General features: G+C 35.7%; 11 protein-coding genes and 1 pseudogene. 2 read left to right on the forward strand and 10 right to left on the reverse strand.

Annotated features, from left to right (window positions below):
* Positions 1–28: 28 nt before the first annotated feature.
* From MHH42_RS29660 to MHH42_RS29670, 3 genes and pseudogenes are all read right to left on the reverse strand, one after another.
* Positions 29–1,039 carry a LacI family DNA-binding transcriptional regulator gene (locus tag MHH42_RS29660; protein WP_098070952.1) on the reverse strand — a complete coding sequence of 337 codons (1,011 nt, stop codon included), beginning with the start codon at positions 1,037–1,039 and terminating at the stop codon, positions 29–31.
* Positions 1,040–1,351: 312 nt separating this feature from the next.
* A pseudogene (locus MHH42_RS29665) lies at positions 1,352–1,903 on the reverse strand (phosphotransferase); the annotation flags it as partial.
* A gap of 440 nt (positions 1,904–2,343) precedes the next feature.
* Positions 2,344–3,534, reverse strand: a complete 1,191-nt coding sequence (locus tag MHH42_RS29670) for a serine hydrolase domain-containing protein (RefSeq protein WP_340895177.1) — start codon at positions 3,532–3,534, stop codon at positions 2,344–2,346.
* A 293-nt stretch (positions 3,535–3,827) separates the two neighbouring features.
* On the opposite strand from MHH42_RS29670, the gene MHH42_RS29675 reads away from it, so the two are divergent.
* Positions 3,828–5,621, forward strand: coding sequence for a hybrid sensor histidine kinase/response regulator transcription factor (locus MHH42_RS29675; protein ID WP_340895179.1), 1,794 nt, complete (start codon positions 3,828–3,830; stop codon positions 5,619–5,621).
* Between the two features lie 468 nt (positions 5,622–6,089).
* Here MHH42_RS29675 and MHH42_RS29680 read toward each other — a convergent pair whose 3' ends face one another.
* Positions 6,090–6,989, reverse strand: coding sequence for an Rpn family recombination-promoting nuclease/putative transposase (locus MHH42_RS29680; protein ID WP_141499387.1), 900 nt, complete (start codon positions 6,987–6,989; stop codon positions 6,090–6,092).
* Between the two features lie 480 nt (positions 6,990–7,469).
* On the opposite strand from MHH42_RS29680, the gene MHH42_RS29685 reads away from it, so the two are divergent.
* On the forward strand, positions 7,470–8,420 hold the full coding sequence (locus MHH42_RS29685; RefSeq protein ID WP_001170302.1) for a nucleoside hydrolase: 951 nt from the start codon (positions 7,470–7,472) through the stop codon (positions 8,418–8,420).
* A gap of 283 nt (positions 8,421–8,703) precedes the next feature.
* Here MHH42_RS29685 and MHH42_RS29690 read toward each other — a convergent pair whose 3' ends face one another.
* The 6 genes from MHH42_RS29690 to MHH42_RS29715 all read right to left on the reverse strand — a co-directional run bounded on the left by MHH42_RS29690 (position 8,704) and on the right by MHH42_RS29715 (position 16,715).
* Complete coding sequence (locus MHH42_RS29690) at positions 8,704–9,783, reverse strand: Ger(x)C family spore germination protein (protein WP_097926948.1); 1,080 nt, start codon at positions 9,781–9,783, stop codon at positions 8,704–8,706.
* Between the two features lie 2 nt (positions 9,784–9,785).
* Positions 9,786–10,868 carry a GerAB/ArcD/ProY family transporter gene (locus MHH42_RS29695; protein ID WP_000809696.1) on the reverse strand — a complete coding sequence of 361 codons (1,083 nt, stop codon included), beginning with the start codon at positions 10,866–10,868 and terminating at the stop codon, positions 9,786–9,788.
* Positions 10,869–10,888: 20 nt separating this feature from the next.
* Positions 10,889–12,388: a spore germination protein gene (locus MHH42_RS29700; protein WP_097926947.1), complete on the reverse strand. Its 1,500-nt coding sequence runs from the start codon at positions 12,386–12,388 to the stop codon at positions 10,889–10,891.
* Between the two features lie 338 nt (positions 12,389–12,726).
* Complete coding sequence (tnpB, locus tag MHH42_RS29705; protein ID WP_340895184.1) at positions 12,727–13,848, reverse strand: IS200/IS605 family element RNA-guided endonuclease TnpB; 1,122 nt, start codon at positions 13,846–13,848, stop codon at positions 12,727–12,729.
* A 300-nt stretch (positions 13,849–14,148) separates the two neighbouring features.
* Positions 14,149–14,343 (reverse strand): DUF2164 domain-containing protein, encoded by a 195-nt coding sequence (locus MHH42_RS29710; protein ID WP_257129014.1) that lies wholly within the window; start codon positions 14,341–14,343, stop codon positions 14,149–14,151.
* A gap of 137 nt (positions 14,344–14,480) precedes the next feature.
* Complete coding sequence (locus MHH42_RS29715) at positions 14,481–16,715, reverse strand: N-acetylmuramoyl-L-alanine amidase family protein (RefSeq protein ID WP_340895188.1); 2,235 nt, start codon at positions 16,713–16,715, stop codon at positions 14,481–14,483.
* Positions 16,716–17,492 lie beyond the last annotated feature (777 nt).

The following is a 17,492-nucleotide window of genomic DNA, read 5'->3' on the forward strand; positions in this document are numbered from 1 at the left end:
TGAACGAAAATCATTATTTCTAATCGTTTTAACTACTTACTCTTTGTGCATCTATTAGTAATTTCGGTGTAAATATTTCATTAAAAGGACCTTCTTCATTGTTTAAACGCTTTAGTAAAATATCACCTACTCTTTCTCCCATTTCATATGGTTTGTGAGCTACTGATATAATCCCAGGTGCTCGTAATAATTGTGCTGCTTCCACATCACCAAAAGAAGCGATCACTATGTCCTCTGGTATTGAGTATCCTCTCCTCGTTAATTCAAGAAGAACACCAAATGCCATTTCATTGTTCAAGGTTAGAATAGCTGACGGTTTCTCAGTGAAATTAAGAAAATAATCAACTGCTTTCATTCCACCTTCTCTTGTAAAAGTGCTATTAAACGTGTAGTTTTCATCTTCCTGAATCCCGAACTCTTCCAAAGCTTTTTGAAATCCTTCATAGCGCTCTTTACCTGTACTAACATTCAACAATCCATTCACAAGACCAATCGATCTATGACCCTGTTTTAAAAGATAGCTCGTTAATGTATAAGCACTTTCAAAATTACTTTCTACAACCGAATCTAATTTTGAATCTCCAATCTCAACAGTCCTATCAACTAAAACTATTGGTACACCAGCTTGATGAATACTTCTTACTCTTTCTTCACAGCCTCCAGCAGTAGCCAACACAATCGCATCTACCCGTTGTTCCACTAGTAGTTGCAACAATTTATCCTCTTTTTTAGGATTTTCATGACTACTACAAAAAATAAGGTTATAGCCCTTTTGCTGTACAATATCTTCAATCGCCTTTGAAATTGTCATGTAATACTGGTTTGTGATATCTGGAATCACAACACCAATCGTGTATGTTTTATCTTGCTTTAAACTTCTAGCAATCGCATTTGGTTGATAATTAAGTTTTTTCACAGCTAAATAAACACGATCTTTTATGTCGTCACTTACAAATCCACTTGCGTTTAACACCCGAGATACTGTAGCTGTAGACACATTCGCTTCCATTGCAACATCTTTAATTGTAGACTTAGCCATTTCATCACTCTTTCTAAGTTTTCAAGAAATCGTTTACTTCAGTTTCGCTTTAACCCTTAATTCATCCATGTAAACGATTACTTAGTAGTTTACATGGATAATAATAATTTAATTTTCAAAATATTTCAACGTTTTTTAAAAACATTTTTTTTACAAAAAATATACCTATACATCAGATAACCTGTAAAGTATGAAAAAAATCATTTTTTTATGATTAAATGGGCGTTTTTTACACTTATATTCTATGGAAGGAATGCCGCAGCATCGTTCTATTACGAAGATTCGTAGTACATAAAAAGAAAGAGCCTACTCTTATGAGTTGGCTCTTTCTCTACTTACTAATACAGATAGATTTTCTCCCCTTATTTTATAAACTCTCAAATGTTTCTCTAATTCCCTCTCATCACCTAATAGACTCATTGTCTTTTTAACAAAGTTCCAATTTAGACTACCGGATAACCATAGCAACGAAGAAAGTCTTTTAGAATCATTTAAAGTTAAAATATAATTAGCTCCATACCCTTTTAAAAATGCTCTAGTAACTTCCGAACATACTACATGTGACTCTATTCCTTCTGTCCGGGAATACCACTTTAATAAAAAGGCTAGTCCTTCAATACGATCAACATATCCAATCGATTCAAAATCTATAATTCCTTTTACACATTGATTGGAGTTCCATATGACATTTAAAAGATTTAAATCTGTTTGTACTATATACTCTAAATCATTCGTATGTGCGCTTTCTATATGATACTTAGCTAGATCTATATACCCCCGCAACTCCCTACATGTACCACCTTTATTTTCTAACAACTTTATAAACTCACCATATCCATCTAAATGAGATTTTTTGTTACAAGTTAGTACAAAATTTCGTTCTGGGGTTACTATAAAATATTAGGTTGATGGTCATCGGGGACCGCCAGCATTTTGGAAATCCCCCACACTAAGAGTATGCAAGATTTTATGCAAAAATAGGGAGACATTGGGAACTATAGGGAAGCCAAAAGGCGCTCCAGAATAGGACTGTATAAAAAGATGCATAGAGTCATAGAAAAAGAAAAAGGAGAATCCATTGTGAGAGTAAGGGGACGTCTTTTTCTTCGCTACCGATAATAGGACTTTATGCTAACTTCTATGAATACAATATACATCCATCTCATAAGAAAAACCGCTAGGAAAACATCCTGACGGTCCTTTTGTGTATAAATCCCATGAGAAGTGATAGATATGATCCGGCACTCGTAACCATGTATAGATCGGTCTATTTTCACTTTCCAAGCAGGTCAAACATATATAATTCACTGTCTGTTTAGACTTGTGTAATGGCTAAATTCTTTATTGATTATTTTATCGTGAGCTGGTGCTACTTGTGGACCTACCGAGTTGATGCATGTTACGAGAATATGCTTCCCGTCTAGAGATCCGACGGCTCTCGATTCATATCCGAAAGTACCTCCGGCATGCCCCCAGTAAGATTGCCCGTCCGCTGTTTTAAATTCATAAATCCCTAGTCCGACTTTACCAAAAGGTCCATCTACTGTTGTGTGCATCTGGTCCATCATATCTTGAGTCAGAAGTTTCCCGCCCAACAACGCACTGAAGAAGGTAGTCAAATCATTAACTGTTGAGACTATATCTCCCGCCGCATTTGCCCATGATTGATTCATTTCTGTTAAATCATACAAATGACCCGATCTATCCATATTATATCCTGTGGCATGCTTACCCGGAATTTCGTGACTATTTCCCATCACAAAGGTCCCTTTCATTCCAAGCGGTATGATAAACCGTTTCCTGATCTGTTCCGCATACGTTTCTCCTGTTACCTTTTGAATAATTTGACCAGCTAGTACAGTATTCATATTGGAATAATCCCATCCCTTTCCTGGTGCAAATACAGGTGGCTTTGAAAGCCCAAGGTCTATAAGCTCATCGACGGAATAGTAACGGTATGGATTTTGAGGCAAAGTAATATCTCGGAAATCCAAATCTGTATAGCTAGCAAGCCCACTTGTATGATTCAATAACTGACGGATCGTAATTTTGTTGCCATCATACCCTTCACCTTTTATGACACCTGGCAGCCATTTTTCAACCGAATCATCCAGATTCAATTTTTTCTCGTCGGCCAACTGTAATACAACGGACGCTGTGAAAGTCTTTGAAATACTTCCAATACGGAATGAAAAATTGGACTCCACCGGGTGTGGTACTTCATAACTGGCTGTACCTGTAGCGTAAGACCAGCGCTTCCCGTTCTGTAACCCGCCAGCTATGACACTTGGGACTCCTTTGATGGTTACCACTTCATCAATGACGCGTTTGACTTCATCCCGATGCTTGCTTTTCTTTTCCTTCTCTGTCTTCACTTGTACCGCACCTTCAGTCTGTAACGGGTTTATAGACCCATAAGCAGAAAATACCAGTGTACTCGCCGATATAGCTGTTAATGCAAGTACAGCTCCTTTTTTAATCCTGAGTAATTTCATAACGTATCGCTCCTATTATTTTGGAATGTTGTGTTGCTTTACATCCTCACCTTATCCCCAAAATTGTTAAATCGGATAGTGATGAAACCGCCAAACTTTTGTTGACACTCGGAATTGGACTTGTCACATATACCATATGACAAAATGTCAAATATCTCATGTGACGTGCTTGTTACAGTAAATTCTAACTGTTTACCCTCTCTTTCGCTTGACGGATCAGAAGTTTATGGTGCATGATAGATTTGATTTATTCAGAATTAATTTTCAAAAATACAAGTAGGTGTGCATAATCCGTGTTCTCTATAATAAAAAAATGGTTCTGGTATGATTGGATATTTGTGGCCATACGAACGCTTTGGATGGTCATTATCATAAGCGCTAGTTTTATCAAACCGTCATTAATCGATGCGTCTTTTTGGGTCTTATTTTCTTTTGCTTTCGTCGTTTATCTCGTTCCATTAATCGCCTGGTGTAGAAATGCAGATTGGTATCTTGCAGTCGACGTCATGGCAGCGGGGGTTTTTCATCTTTATTTAGCCTATACAGTACCGGAGTTACTTTGGTCTTTCGTTTTACTTGTGATGAATATCGGCTTGGCGAGCAATCGGAGAACCTATGTATGGACAGGTATCCTCTGTGGAATCATATTGCCGACATTGAACGGTTGGATCGCTGGTCGTCTCCCGTATGAATTTATCGTTAGCAACGGTTTTGGATTCGCCATCGGCTTCACGTTTAATATATTAATTCAGTCCCATAAGCAAACCCTAATTATTCATGAGCAAAAGCTATTGCTGGAGCAGCATATTGAGCGGATTGAGGAACTTACGCTGATGGAGGAGCGCAGCCGGCTGTCACATGAGCTGCATGACACGATTGGCCATACGCTTACCTCACTCATCGTCGGCGTCGAATCGCTACGATCGTCCGTACCAAATTCACAGATAGAGAGGATTGATTCGCTTGTCGGAATCGCCCAACACAGTCTGGTTGATATCCGAAAACATCTGCATCAGCCCTCTCATACTCCATTGAACCATTCGTTAAGTGAATCTCTACGGCAATTTACCGAAGACTTTATGAAGTCAACAGGTATAATGGTCAAATTCCGTGTGATCGGTAGCGAGACTCCCGTTATGCAAAAAATAAACTTTTGTCTATATCGTTGCCTTCAAGAGTCTCTGAACAATGCGGTTCGGCACGGTTCGGCGAGCTTGATATCCGTTCAGTTGTATTTCGAGAGTCAGCAGCTCAGGTTACAGATCGAAGATAACGGCATCGGAATGGAAGAAATCCAATTTGGATTTGAACTTAATGGGATGAAGGAACGACTTAAGCTATTTCACGGCACGGTTTCCGTACATTTCGAGCCAGAACAAGGAACTTTCGTCATATGTAATATTCCATTGCAGACAGAGCCTGCACATGATACAATCCGCCTGCTGCTCGTTAACGACCAGGTGATCATTACCCACAGTTTGAAGAAAATTTTGGATCAGCATACTGATTTTAACGTAGTTGGTACAGCCAGGGACGGTGGCGAAGCATTAGAACATTGTGAGCGGTCCCAACCCGATATCGTGCTAATGGATATTAGTATGCAGGGAATGAGCGGGATTGAAACTTTACTTGAGATGAAACAACGATGGCCTGATATGAAGGTTGTGTTCATGACAACGTTTGAGGATTCCTTGCAGGCAGCAACTGCATTGGAGCATGGTGCGGAGGGCTACATGCTGAAGTCGATTCATCCGCGAGAGATGAAGGAAGCCTTGAAACTAATTTATAACGGAGGAATTTGGATCGATCAATTGGTCGCTACGCGAATTTTCGAAGAGATGAAAAGTCAACGCGAGCAATTGGAGAAGATCGGCTCAAGTCAGGAAAACTTCCCGTACGGGCTTACGAAACGTGAAATGGAGATTCTGGAGCATCTGTCAGGTGGACTGCGTTATAAGTCGATCGCCGCCAAATTATTTTTATCGGAGGGAACGATCCGCAATTATTGCTCCACTCTCTACTCGAAGCTCAGCGTCAACAACCGCGAAGAAGCAATAAAAAGGGCCCGAAAGGAAAATATTGTGTAGATGGTAATCAAGATATAATCATTTTTCCGTATTCGGGGCACGGCAACGATTACTATTTTTTGGGCCACTCATTATTTTAAGTAACAGAATTAGAGTTCCGTTAACTTTTGGAATGAATTTAACAAAATTTGTTTACAGAACACCTGTAAATATTGCTGGAAAATAAGTGGGCGGAATACATTTAAAGAAAATCTTCTTGAAAACTTCAAATTTAATTACCTTAAAGTCATTGTTTTATAATACATTTCAAGTTTTTTTACAAGTGGTCCGAAAAAGAACGAATCGTTGTTATCCCCCATGCCCATCAACCCCAAAAAACAAATACTCTAAAACGAGAAAATTGGCATCTCTAGGTGAAAATGTACAATTTTTTGTTTTTGGGGCATTATAAAATCCTTAGGTTGATGGATGTGTGACGGTACCCCATAAATAACTCAAAAAAGAACCTGTTAATAGGTTCTTTTTGAGTTATTTATTTTTTTCTAAAATACGTTCAACCTCATCAATATCTAATTTACTGGCTTTAGCAATCGTTTCAAGTGGTACACCAAGCTCATGCATACCTCTAATCATCTGTATTTTTCCTTGCTGAACCCCTTCTTGAATTCCTTCTTTTTTTCCCTCATTACGAGCATGAGCAAACTTTGCAGCCTCATCCATTAAGGCTTTTTCTCTTGCTTCATATGCTTGACGGAAAGAAGAATCTTGACTCATATGTTCCCACTTATTTATTGCTTTTTGTAAAATCGGATCTTGGTTCATGGCAATGTCCTCCAATGTTTGTGTGAGATACTCATCTTCATTCGCTGGTAATAATAATAACCAACGAACAAAAGAATCTTCCCACGGATTAACTTTCTCTTCGCGCCATTGCTGTAGTAACTTTGGAATCTCTACAATATGAACTTCTATATCGTCACTTAATAGCTTTTGTTGTTGCTGATTCCAAAGGATTCCTGTTGTATGAAATGCTTCATATTCTGGAAACATCGCAAAGTTTAACAAGTTAATGGTAATCGTTTTATGAAGTGAGCTATAAGGCATTCCTTTTTGCAATTGAGAGGTGTATAGCCTTCCCCAATAATACAAGCTTCGTTTGATCATATCGTGATTGTTATTCAATTGTATTTCTACATTTACCTTTGTTCCTGTATTTAATGTAGTCGAAATATCTAAAATTGATAATTTATCTTCTTCATATTCTCGATGCAAATGTGGATCTTCTAATTGCAGGGAAACAATAGGTGATTCTAAAGAATCTTTTAATATGGCATTTAAAAAAGCAACTAAAATATCTTCATTCCCATTTGTGCCAAATAACTGCTTAAATGCAAAATCGATACGTAAATTTACTAATGAATTGGACATGATTCTCCTCTTCCTGTTTCAGACTATATCTTTCCCTTTATTGTACATAAAACTAAAGCCAACATGCAAACAATCCTTATGATTTATATAGAGGATGCATACAGATCTACACGATAGATTCTCGAAGATGATTTGGGATCACCATATCATTTTGAGAAAATGGTAAGCTAAGGAATTTATAACCGTAACTAACCTTGATAAGTTGTATTTTTAAGGTTTATGCAGTTTTCTACTTTTGTTCTTCTTTAAATTGTAGCGCCCAATCCGGTGTATACTCCTCAATAACAACGGGTCTTTCCATATTTCTAATCCCCCTTATGTATTTTGCGATTGAACATAATATCAAATTTAGATGAGTAAAGCTACTTCAAATGAATAGAATCCACTCTTTAGGAATACATAAAATATATACGTACAAGTTTAGTCTAATCACTACATCATTAGTGAAAGTAGGATTCTATAAATTTTGGAGGAAGACATATGCAAAAAAAGGTTCTTCTGTTTACAGATTTGGGAATTGATGATGCATTTGCTATGCTGTACACTTTTTTTCGTAAAGATATTCAACTTGTAGGGATTGTAGCCGATTATGGAAATGTATCAAGAGAAAATGTAATAAGAAATATTAACTATTTGAAGTACATAGCGGGAAAAAAAGAGATACCTGTATTCCTTGGTGCTTCTGTACCGTTGACAGGTATATTGGTTCACTATTTCCCTGAGGTACATGGAAAAGTCGGATTAGGACCTATCATTCCCCCTGAAATTTCTTATCCAGTTTATCCTTTAAATGATATTTATCAAATTATACATTCAAATTTAGAAGACCTTACAATTATCAATTTGGGAAGACTTTCTTCGCTAGCTACGACCTTTGTATTGAATTTAGAAACAATGCGTAACGTAAGAGAATGCATTTGCATGGGCGGAGCTTTTTTCTATCCAGGTAACGTGACTGCCGTGGCTGAAGCTAACTTTTACGCAGATCCTTATGCAGCAAATTTAATTCTGCAGCATGCGAAGAACTTAACAATTATCCCATTAAATGTAACTCAACATGCGATTGTTACACCCGAAATGGTCCAGCAAATCGATGCATTTCATCGGAATACACAGGATCTTGCCGGACTCATCATCAAACCTATGTTAGACTATTATTATAATTTCTACTCCAAGTCTAATCCTGGTATAAGCGGAAGCCCTATGCATGATTTTGTAACAGTGTGGTATTTGCTGAATCAAGAGGCTGTTAGCCTTTCAAGAGTACCCATTAAAGTTATTCCTGATCAAGGAGAAGGATTTGGTCAAAGCATTGCAGACTTTCGTTTTGCTACGAATCCAGGATATAAAACACATAATGTAGCTTTTCAGTTTGATTATGAAAGATTTCAGAAGGATATTATGGAAACATTCTTAAAGAAGAGAGTGTAACATACTTTATTAACTTCAGATAATACGGGTTATGTGAATGAAAAGTCACTTCACTTAACGTACAGGAATTCGACTTTTTTAGGTTAAAATTCGCTTAGCATACAAAAATTTCGAAATGTTGGCTGTACTTATATTAGAAAAATACTATGTAAAAATTCATAAATAAAAACTAGTAACAAAGCATCTTAATGTTTATGAGATGCTTTGTTACTAGTTTCTCTCTCCCTAATCTCCTGCGAGACCATGTTTTTTATTGAAATTTTCCGTATCTTATTTGATTTATTTATTCTGTAACACCAGATTGGATTACCTTTACATCAGCTGTTACACGAAAATGTAAATGTTTATAGGATTCTTCCCATTCTTGACTGTTCCATTTTCTTACGTGAGTTCTACCAAGTTTTCTAAGTCCTATAGGATCTGTGCCTTTTTTAATAAATCTCTTTATCAATGTAGTTGCTTTTTTTTCTATTTCTGTTTCCATGATTTTTTCTAATTTTTTTATTTCTTTAGGATTATCTAGATTTTTTGTTTTTGTAAATTCTTGAATTTCAGCTTTAACTTGAATATGAGCATTTACGAATGGATGCTTACTATTCCCCTCCATCTTATATTTTGTTCTAGCCTTTATATTCTCTATCGTGGCGTAATTATTTGAAGAACCAGGTAGTTTGAATTGGTATGTGCCTTGTTTAAAAGTATCTGTCAACAATTTAAATACAAATAAATCTTTAGGTTTCACTGTATCAACCATTTTACATCTTTTAAAAAGTGCTATTCCATTTAACTCCAAAACGTTACCTTTTTTAGATAGCATCGGTAAATATGAATCTCTCGCATCATCATCAAGTTGGTTTAAAAACATAAAAAAATTTGTTTTTGGTTGCGTTCCATTGTTCATATTTTGCTCCAGTAAAGAGGATAGATAGGAAGCAATTTCTTTTTCTTTAGAATAGTTCCCCTTTAATAGTGATTCCCCTTTTACATTTGTAATTGCTAAATAAATTGCATTTCCTACACTAGGATTTCGGTTCAAAGTCTCTAAAATTTCCTGCATTCCCTTTTCAATTATTTTTTCATTAAATATAATAACACGCAATTGCCCCAACTCTAGAGGTCCAGAAGATTTTTCGGATGCTCTTGCAAGAACTTCTCTACCAGTCTGGCCTGATGCTGAATAGATTTTCGTTTCACCTTCCCCGCCTCCTTTATAAGCTGCAATCGCAAAGGTTCCTTTTAGCTTACCTTCTGCTTCAGTATCATATGCCGCAACTTGAACTAAATCAATGTCATCCACAATTTTCGTTTTAGCACAACCTATTAAGAAGACACTTAATATAAGGAAAAGTATCCATTGCTTCATGTTTATCTCCTTAACTTTATTTTGGCGGTTTGAATTAGCCATAGTACAGGTAGATATACATATATATATACGAAGCCAATTTGACCTGTCCAAGTATTTAATAAGTTAATTTTATTACGGTTATTCAAGAAAAATGATAAAACAAAGATGAATAAGATGATAACTGGCAAAACATATTTTTGCTTTATTCCCAGTGCCTCTTTTATACCACGACTTACTCCCCATAATGTAAAGGAAACATTAGGTAATATAAAAAAAGCCCAAACAGAAACAATAATGTATTCAAACCGCTCTATAAAGGGAAATTGTATAATTTTAATCATGCTTAAATATGCCCATATCGCGCTCGCAAGTTGTTTTTCACTAAAAAACGCAAGAGTTAAGATCATAAGGTATGTATAGACAATAGTCGTTACTAAATTTGCATAATGCGCATATTTTTGAGACGTTTTTGCCTTTCTAATAAATGGGTAGTACAACAATAACATTTCAAATCCAAAAAAACTAAACATATTTCCTTTCATTCCTTTCATAATTTCTAGGAATGAATGCTGTGCAATTGGAAATAAATTTCGAAAATCTGCATACTGCAAAGGATAAAAAAATGTGAAGATTAGAATGCTTGGGATAACGATTCCAAAGAAGCCGATTCCGGCAACTACACGAAATCCTCCAGTCACAATGTAATAACATAAGCCTAAAAAGGCCCCAGCTATAACCCAAGATGAAATGGAAGGAAACATCCAAACATGTACTACTTCGATATAAGTATGGAGTGTTGTTGCACCTAACAATACAATATAGGATAAAAAAATGAAGTTGGACAATCCACCAATCCATTTTCCAAGTACGTTTTGATTGATTGCAATGATGTCTCCATTACCCTGATTTAAAATCTGATATATGATCCAAATCATAAGATTAACAGACATTCCAAAAAGTAGCGTGCTAATCCACGCATCATTTCCAACTAACTTTGCACCAATCCTTTCAAAACCAAGCATACCAACCCCCATCTGTATAGTAATAATTAAAAAAAATACCATATATGGAGAGACTTGATACTCAATTGGGATCTGTTTCATAATGCTCCTCCCTGTTAAATTCAATCATCGAAATCATTTCGTGATATGATTTTATTTTTCTCTACCTCTTCTGGATCAAAACGAAACCGCTGTTTAGATCTTGAAAAAATTGGACGTCGGAACATCGCTGAGATTGGCAGACGTATAATGCTGTCTTTCCAATCTGTAGGGCGTGTGGGATAAAAAGGGAACAAATAAGGACGTCTTAATGATTCTGTACGTAATAAGCGTGCTAAAAGGAAAGAACTTGTTAAAACAATTCCTAATAAGCCCAGCAGGTGTGCAGCTATTATAAAAGGAAAACGAATTACTCGAATTGTATTACCAATTCGATATATTGGTGCTGTAAATGAACTAAGAGCTGAAAGTGCAACAATGATAATAAGTACGTTACTTGTAAGACTTGCCTCCACCGATGCTTGTCCAATTACAATACCCCCTACTATACCGACAGTTAAACCCACTTTAGTTGGTAAACGTGTCCCCGCTTCTCTCAGTAATTCAATCGTTATTTCTAAAAAAAGTGCTTCAATTAATGGAGGAAAAGGTACTTTACTTCTCGATATGATCAACGTTTCAAGAAGTTCTTTTGGAATAAGCTCATAATGATATGTTAAGATCGAAACATATAATGGAGTCGTTAAAACAGAAAAGATAAAAGCAAAAATCCTTAACAGTCGAAAAAATGAGGCAATAATCCAAGGCATGGTGTAATCTTCTGTCGTAGAAAAAAAGTCAATTAATGTTGTTGGAAGGGTGATAGCGTAAGGTGAGCCATCTACAAAAAGTGCAATTTTCCCTTCTGCCAATACAGCTGCTACACGGTCTGGACGTTCTGTATTCAAAAAATGAGGAAATATAGTATTAGGATTGTCTGCAATTAACTGAGTCAAATACGTGCTATCCAAAACGTGGTCTGTTTTTATTTGAGTCACCCGTTTTATAATTTCTTGTAGATTTTGATCATTTACAATACCCTCAATATATACAATTGCAACGGTTGTGTTAGAGAGAGAGCCTACTTTCAATTCCTTCATTTGCAAATAAGGTGTTGGAAGTTTTCTACGTACTAAATTTAAGTTTACATCTAAATCTTCAACAAACGCGATTTGTGGACCCACGATATTGTATTCAATTTCAGCTTTTGTAATATCTCTTTTTTCTTTCTTTGACACATTTATTAACAAGCCATTTAATTTATCTGTATCGAACTGAATAAGTATATAACCGCTTAAAATACTATCCTGAATATCTTCCATTTGATTTGTTACTTTTGAATTTTCAAAGGGTAAGACAGACTGCATATCTTGTAATGAATCGAAGCTCTTCTCCTTTATATAAGTTAAAATCTCTTCATGGAATATATTCACATCGATTAATGTTCTAAAATATGAAATGACTATAGAGGAATTGTTTGAATTGATTTCCAATGTTATAAAATCTTTAGATTTTTTTAGTAATTGCATTAAATCCTGTAAAGATTTTATAGATTCATCAGGTACTTTTTCATACGGTTTCAATTGATAATACCCTTCCTTTCAGAAAGAAGTTACATAAAGTTTTTAAGAAATTTATATTTTAAAAATCAGGCATACTGATATATAAATATGTCCATTGAATTAGCAATAACCTCTATGAAAATAACTTAACCAAAATTGGTTAAAAAATGCATTGAAAGTAAAAGTTAGAAATAGTTGCAAGCGAAAATATGATATAGATTAAATGAAATCTCCACGCTGTGCTTTTACCAACTTCGCTTCGGGGTCCCCGCCAACTAAATGATTTGAACTACCCCCACTTTCACTTCGTTTAGAAGAGGGGGATTCCTAAGTAAAGAGTTCTATCGAACTCTAATTTATTAGGCTAGCTCCACAGTCCTTGCGGTTAGAAGCCTTATCGCTTCATTCTTTAGATTGATACTTGCGTTAATATCCCTATCATGGTGTGTAAGGCAAGAAGGGCAGTCCCATTTACGTAGGTTTAGATTTTTAACGTCTTTGTTTTGATATCCACAACAAGAACATAATTGGCTGGAAGCAAATGTTTTCGATACGACAATGACTTGTTTGCCGTACCATTTTGCCTTGTACTCCAACATGATTCGAAACTGTGACCATGATACCTCACTAATTGCTTTTGCTAACTTATGATTCTTTAACATATTCGATACTTGCAAATCCTCTATACCGATAACATCGTGGTTTTTGATGATTTCAGTCGAGATTTTGTCCAAGTAATCTTTTCTAGCATTCGCCATATATTCATGAATTTTAGCTACTTTTACTCGTTGTTTATTCCATCGAGAAGATCCTTTCATTCTTCTAGAAAGAACACGCTGTGCTTTTGCCAACTTCTCTTCTAATGATCGAAAAAACTTCGGATTTTTATAGGTTGTTCCATCTGACAAAATAGCGAAATCTTTTAGTCCCACATCCATTCCAATGTAAGAATGTGTTTTCGGAAGTTCTTGCACTTCTGTTTCGACTAACAATGACACAAAGTATCTGCCAGAAGGGTTCCGTCTAACTGTAGCATTTACAATACGTCCCTTTACTTCACGACTTTTGGCAAATCGAACAAGACCTAGTTTTGGCAATTTAATTTTGTTTTCTATAACGGCAATGTTTTCATTTGTTTGTTTTGTGGTATAAGATTGTACGTTGTTCTTCTTAGATTTGAAACGCGGAGCACTGTTTTGTTTTTTGAAAAAGCGTGTATAAGCATCCGCAAGGTTGCGAACAGACGACTGAATCGCAATACTATCCACTTCTTTTAGCCAAACAAACTCTTTCTTCATGGCAGGAAGTTTGGCAGAGCATGTACCATATGTCAAACCTTTTCCTGTTTCTTTGTATGCATTATCCCATAGAGATAGGAAATGATTGAATACAAAACGAGAACAGCCAATCGTTTTATTGATTAGGGTCGCTTGTGCTTGATTTGGATAGATACGAAATTTATATGCTTTATTGATCATCATTCGTTTCACCCCCATTTCGATATGTGTCTATCATACAACAAACGTACATTCGATAGGTAGTGAAGTAACAGTTTATGTATGTCGAACAATTAAGATGGCTTCCTGCCATCCGTTGTTCGAAGCCAATTCATCTCCCACCTACTCACTTCGCGTTCCTTGAGGAAGGAGTCTTCTTGGCTAAAATGATAAAACCTAAGCTAAGAGATTTTTAAAAGTTGAATAACTGATTTTCCTACGTTAAGGATTTATGAGCTGACAAAAGCCACCTTTTTGTTTTACAAAAAAGGTGGCTCGGGTGTATCACTTCGATTTTATTGGAACTTGTAGCATGTAAATTTCTTCTTCAATAACATCCATCTGAGGACGTAATGTTTTACATGCATCTTCTACATCTTGATTATATACATGCGGTCCAATTTCTTTCATCATAAATTCCAATATATATTTAGCTTCAAGTAAACTTAAGTCTAGTTCGAATTTTTTATTCAGTCTCACAGAATCTAATCGGTAACCAATAAGAGGGAGTATATCTGAAAAGATTAAACCGGTTCATAACATGGAAAATATACTCAGTCCATGTCATGATCCATTTTTATACGTATAGGCTAAATTTTCAAACCATCATTATGTTATTACATTTTATGTCCCCATTGGTCAAAGTGATAATCTTTACCGTCGATTTTAAACCAACCGTCTGCATAAAGGGAACCATCTTCCTTAGCACAATACCAAAGGTATCCATATGCAAGAGGCCAAGGCCTATATCCACCACCAACTTGGAACCATCCTGTTTTAGCTGCCCCATTCTCATCGAAGTAATAATATTTATTATCGATAGTTTGCCAGCCCGTTTGTGCTACGCCGTTATTGTCAAAGTGATATAGTTTACCGTCGATTTTTTCAAAACCTGCTCGGTTAACTGATCCATCTTCATGGAAATAAAATCTTTTTCCGTCAATGTTTTCATAATTATTGAAAATAGTATTGTGGCCATTTGTGAAATAGTATCTTTTACCGTCTATCATTTTCCATCCGGTATAGAAAGCTCCATCTTCTAAACTATAATATGCTATTGTGTTCGCATTTTTGTTGATTCCTGTTTTCAAAATTGAACCGTCGTTATTAAATGCTAATATTTTGTTGTCAAGCTTAACATTAACAGCGTTGTTTATAGCTTCCCCATTTAGATTAGAAACTCTCTCCAGCACACCTTTTTCGGAAAAGTGAAGGATGACATCTTGATCTTCTAAACGTAGTTCTTTTTTATTTGGCACGAAGTTTTGGAAATAATAAATTTTCCCATCTATATCTTTCAAGCCTTCTTTAACAAACGCTCCAGAAGCATCAGAATAGTATAGGTCTCTCCATGCTGATCGTTGCAGAACACCGGAGTCATTGAAGTTATAGTACTTCCCATCAATTAGTGAATCACTTCCTCCGCCAGTAACCATGTAGCCATAAGGGGATGAGAAATAATAAGTCTTCTCCTTAATTTCTTGCCAGCCTGTCAAAATGACTCCTTCAGCATCTGCAAAGGAATAACCAGTACCTCGATTGATCCAACTGTTCTTTATCACGTTTCCAGAGGAATCTTTTGCACTATATTTAGTAGGGTCCTTTTCATTAGATATAATCTCTATTTTGTCATAATTTTGTTTCTCATTTTCTTTACCCGGATACCACTCTATTAACCAATTCTTAATTTCATTGTTGCTTTTATCAGAGAAACGAATTTCAGATTTGAAACTCCAATCAGTACTAAATTGAGAAGTATATTGATTACCAGCCAGACTTACCCCATTTTTGTTATTCAAACGGAATTGAAATTTACCATCGTTAGAATTTCCTATCTGAACAAGTTCAAACACTTCATCATCGCCAAGCGAATCAGAATATTGAAGTCCGTTTCCTTCTTTTCCTGAAAGATATCTTGAACCTGTCTTTACAATTACTTTATTCGTTCCTTTTTTATAAGGGATAATTTGATAACCTTTACCGTCATTTAGTGTAATGAATGGCAGTGCCATAGATGTCTCTAGGACGTTAGTACGCTCCGCCAATACATCAGATAATCGATCATAAAAATCTGCACGAGCTTTAGGATCATTATTAACATAGTTGTCAAGGACATCTTTAGATACTGGCTTTGAAGTTAATGTTATCAATCGTTTTTGTTCATCTGATAATTTATTTGCTATCTGATCAAATAGGTAATCTGAATTTCTAGCAATCACCGTCCAATCGCCAAAGGAGTCGCCGGAATATTTTTTGTAAAGTGGGCCAAGAAATCTTGGGTTTTTACCAGATGCTTTTTCTACAAATGCATGTTGGCCTTGATTTATCACAACTCCGGTCTTTCCTTCGTCTAATTGTGCTTGTGTAATGTAAAGAAGATCGTGTTCTGAGACATTTGCTGCATTAGGGTTTAAATCTATAATTGCACCTGCTTCAGTAATTTTAAGCTGTTGCCCAGATTTTAGTTGATGAATTTCAATTTTTCCATTTGGATAGCGTACTTTAATTTGTTTAAGAAAATTCAAATCACCTTGTGTATGGTACATGGAAATATTAAATTCCCCAGATTTAAAACTAGGAGCTTGGTAAGTTTCGTTTTCTGCATATACATCAATGTGAGTACCTGGGTCTCGATCCCCTGGGCTTATTCCAAGCGCTTCATAAGTGTTTGCTACAGCACCTAATACAGTAATAGTTATATCTACTACCGCACCTATCCCTGCACTAGCCTTATTTTCTCCAACAGGAGCCATAGAAAAAAGAATACCTAATGCCGCTGTTGCAGGGATTACCTTCTTTCCAATTCCTACAGGGAGGATCTTTTTTACCTTTTTTGTTTCTTTTCCATTCATAACGTCATTCCTCATTTTTTATTTTTCTATTTATTAATCCGAATCTTACGTTCAGAAGGTTATTTTAATTTAAAAACCTTTCAAATCTCTTACGTAAATATTACAAAAGTCTTTCATAAGGTGATTTTATTGTTTATTTTCACTAATTCTCCATAATTGAATCTTAGCCAAAGTAATATTCCTATAACCTATCCCTAGAAACCTGTATAAAATTAAATGGTTTAAGTACAGAAGAAATAGGTACATTACTTCTAATATGAATTAGAAACTGAAATCTGTTTGTTTATTATCCATATGTACGAATTCCATTGCTATCAAGCTAATATTTTGAAGCATCCCCAAAACAAAAAAATTGTATATTTTTATGTGGAGATGCCAATTTTCTCGTTTTGGGGTATTTACTTTCTTAAGCTGATGGGCATGTGGTTTTAGGCTTATCACGAAATTGCGTCAATTCAAATAGTTGCACAAAAACGAAACCTTTCTGACTGGGAATTAAAGGACATCTACCGGAAAAGGCTAAAGCCTCAGTTAAAATGAAGTTGAATACTGGAGAATAAAGCCACTAAAAAAAAGAATGCCCTTTTTGTTATTTAAAAGAGCATTCTTTATTATAAGATAAGCGTACATTTCCTTTCAGCAAAGGTGTAAAGAATTTCTTGTTATGAGAGTTAGTTTTTGGATCTTTATGTTTCTCATGTATGGCGAAAGCCTATTACAATAGAACTAAGTCAAATATGAAATACCCTTAGGCAGCTCTCATAGGTATAAAATCTA

The sequence above is a fragment of the Bacillus sp. FSL L8-0099 genome (assembly GCF_038006385.1).
In the GTDB taxonomy this organism is placed as follows: Bacteria; Bacillota; Bacilli; order Bacillales; family Bacillaceae_G; genus Bacillus_A; species Bacillus_A toyonensis.

What these genes read in the sequence shown, in the direction of transcription:
- MHH42_RS29660 (WP_098070952.1), bottom strand. Translation starts at nt 1,039, where the DNA reads ATGGCTAAGTCTACAATTAAAGATGTTGCAATGGAAGCGAATGTGTCT.
- MHH42_RS29670 (WP_340895177.1), bottom strand. Translation starts at nt 3,534, where the DNA reads ATGAAATTACTCAGGATTAAAAAAGGAGCTGTACTTGCATTAACAGCT.
- MHH42_RS29680 (WP_141499387.1), bottom strand. Translation starts at nt 6,989, where the DNA reads ATGTCCAATTCATTAGTAAATTTACGTATCGATTTTGCATTTAAGCAG.
- MHH42_RS29685 (WP_001170302.1), top strand. Translation starts at nt 7,470, where the DNA reads ATGCAAAAAAAGGTTCTTCTGTTTACAGATTTGGGAATTGATGATGCA.
- MHH42_RS29690 (WP_097926948.1), bottom strand. Translation starts at nt 9,783, where the DNA reads ATGAAGCAATGGATACTTTTCCTTATATTAAGTGTCTTCTTAATAGGT.
- MHH42_RS29695 (WP_000809696.1), bottom strand. Translation starts at nt 10,868, where the DNA reads ATGAAACAGATCCCAATTGAGTATCAAGTCTCTCCATATATGGTATTT.
- tnpB (WP_340895184.1), bottom strand. Translation starts at nt 13,848, where the DNA reads ATGATGATCAATAAAGCATATAAATTTCGTATCTATCCAAATCAAGCA.
- MHH42_RS29715 (WP_340895188.1), bottom strand. Translation starts at nt 16,715, where the DNA reads ATGAATGGAAAAGAAACAAAAAAGGTAAAAAAGATCCTCCCTGTAGGA.